The sequence below is a fragment of the Flavonifractor sp. An91 genome, from assembly GCF_002159225.1.
GTDB lineage: Bacteria > Bacillota > Clostridia > Oscillospirales > Oscillospiraceae > Flavonifractor > Flavonifractor avicola.
Genome location: NZ_NFHA01000092.1, coordinates 1 through 1259 on the forward strand (window position 1 = coordinate 1; position 1259 = coordinate 1259).

General features: G+C 57.8%; 2 protein-coding genes. Both read left to right on the forward strand.

Features of this window, described 5'->3' with window-relative positions; genetic code table 11:
* Positions 1-154 precede the first annotated feature (154 nt).
* The gene (locus tag B5G42_RS17560; RefSeq protein WP_087273168.1) at positions 155-991 is read left to right on the forward strand and encodes a hypothetical protein; all 837 of its coding nucleotides are present in this window, start codon (positions 155-157) and stop codon (positions 989-991) included.
* Between the two features lie 38 nt (positions 992-1029).
* Positions 1030-1259, forward strand: a 230-nt coding sequence (locus B5G42_RS17565; protein WP_140399891.1) for a DUF3849 domain-containing protein, incomplete at its 3' end; no start/stop codon positions are given.

The window sequence follows — 1259 nt, forward strand, 5'->3', positions numbered from 1 at the left end:
CGGTCAAATACATCCGCTCTGCCCTCCCGGACGGCGGCGACGGCTACGCGGTGGAAAGCGTCTACGGGATGTGCGGCTCCGCATGGACCCAGGGCGGCGTAAAGATGATCCATGCGCCGCTGAAATATGCCGTTTCGGCGTAGGAGGATGGCAAATGAAAATCCTCTCCTGCGGCGCAGGGATGCAGAGCACGGCCCTGGCCCTGATGAGTTGTGAAAACGCAAAGGCCGGGCGGCCCGTCCATCCTCTGGTCCCCATCTATGACGCCATCATTTATTGCGACCTCGGGTTTGAACCCCCATGGGTCGCAAAACAGGTGGACTTCATCCGCCGGGCCTGCGCGTCCAGCGGTCTGCCGTTCAAGGTATTGAAATCACCCTTATACTCCGATTTCATTCGGAATTTTGGCGAGCGGCGGACCATCAGCATCCCGTGGTGGACCCTTCGGGATGACGGCCATAAGAGCAAAATGCCCCGCAACTGCACCATCGACTATAAGGTGGAACTGATCTCCAAGTATGTACGGTGGGACCTGCTGGGCTACCAAAAAGGACAGCGGCTCAGGGACGAGGACAAAAAGGCCCATGAAATGCACATCGGATTCAGCCTGGAAGAAGCCAGACGCTGTAAAGCGAGCACCAATCCGATGTTCGTCAACCGCTTCCCTCTGGTACAGATGGAATTTACCCGGGCGGACAGCTACGGCTATATCAAGGAGGTATGGGGCCTGGAGACCCGCGCCAGCGCCTGCACCTTCTGCCCCTTCCATAAAAACCACTTCTATCAGTACCTCAGACAGCACGAGCCGGAACAATACGCTCAGCTGGTTCAAATGGACGAGCTGTTGCGGGTCAAGGTGCCGAAACCGCCCATGGACTCTGACCTCTACATCTCCCGGAGCAGAAAGCGGTTGAAGGATCTGACCCCGGAAGACTGTGCTGACGCAGAATATTTTGATTACCGCGGGGAGCAGATTTGGAACGGCTTTTAAGGCCACAGAACTACCAAAGAAGTAAGGAGGTAAACCAGATGAACCAACTGACATTGACAGACCACCCCTATCTGTACCTGGGCTCTCTGTCCGAGGCCAAGCGCAGCAATGAGGCGGGGCTGTGGCGGGCGAGCCACCAGTGCAACATCGCCTGCAAGCAGGCCATTGAAGCGGCCATCCGGGCCGGCTTCGACGGTATGCACCTGAAAGCGGACTGCGCCCGCGGCGTCATCGCCCAATATGGCTTCAAGCGCGTGGGCTGGGTGCT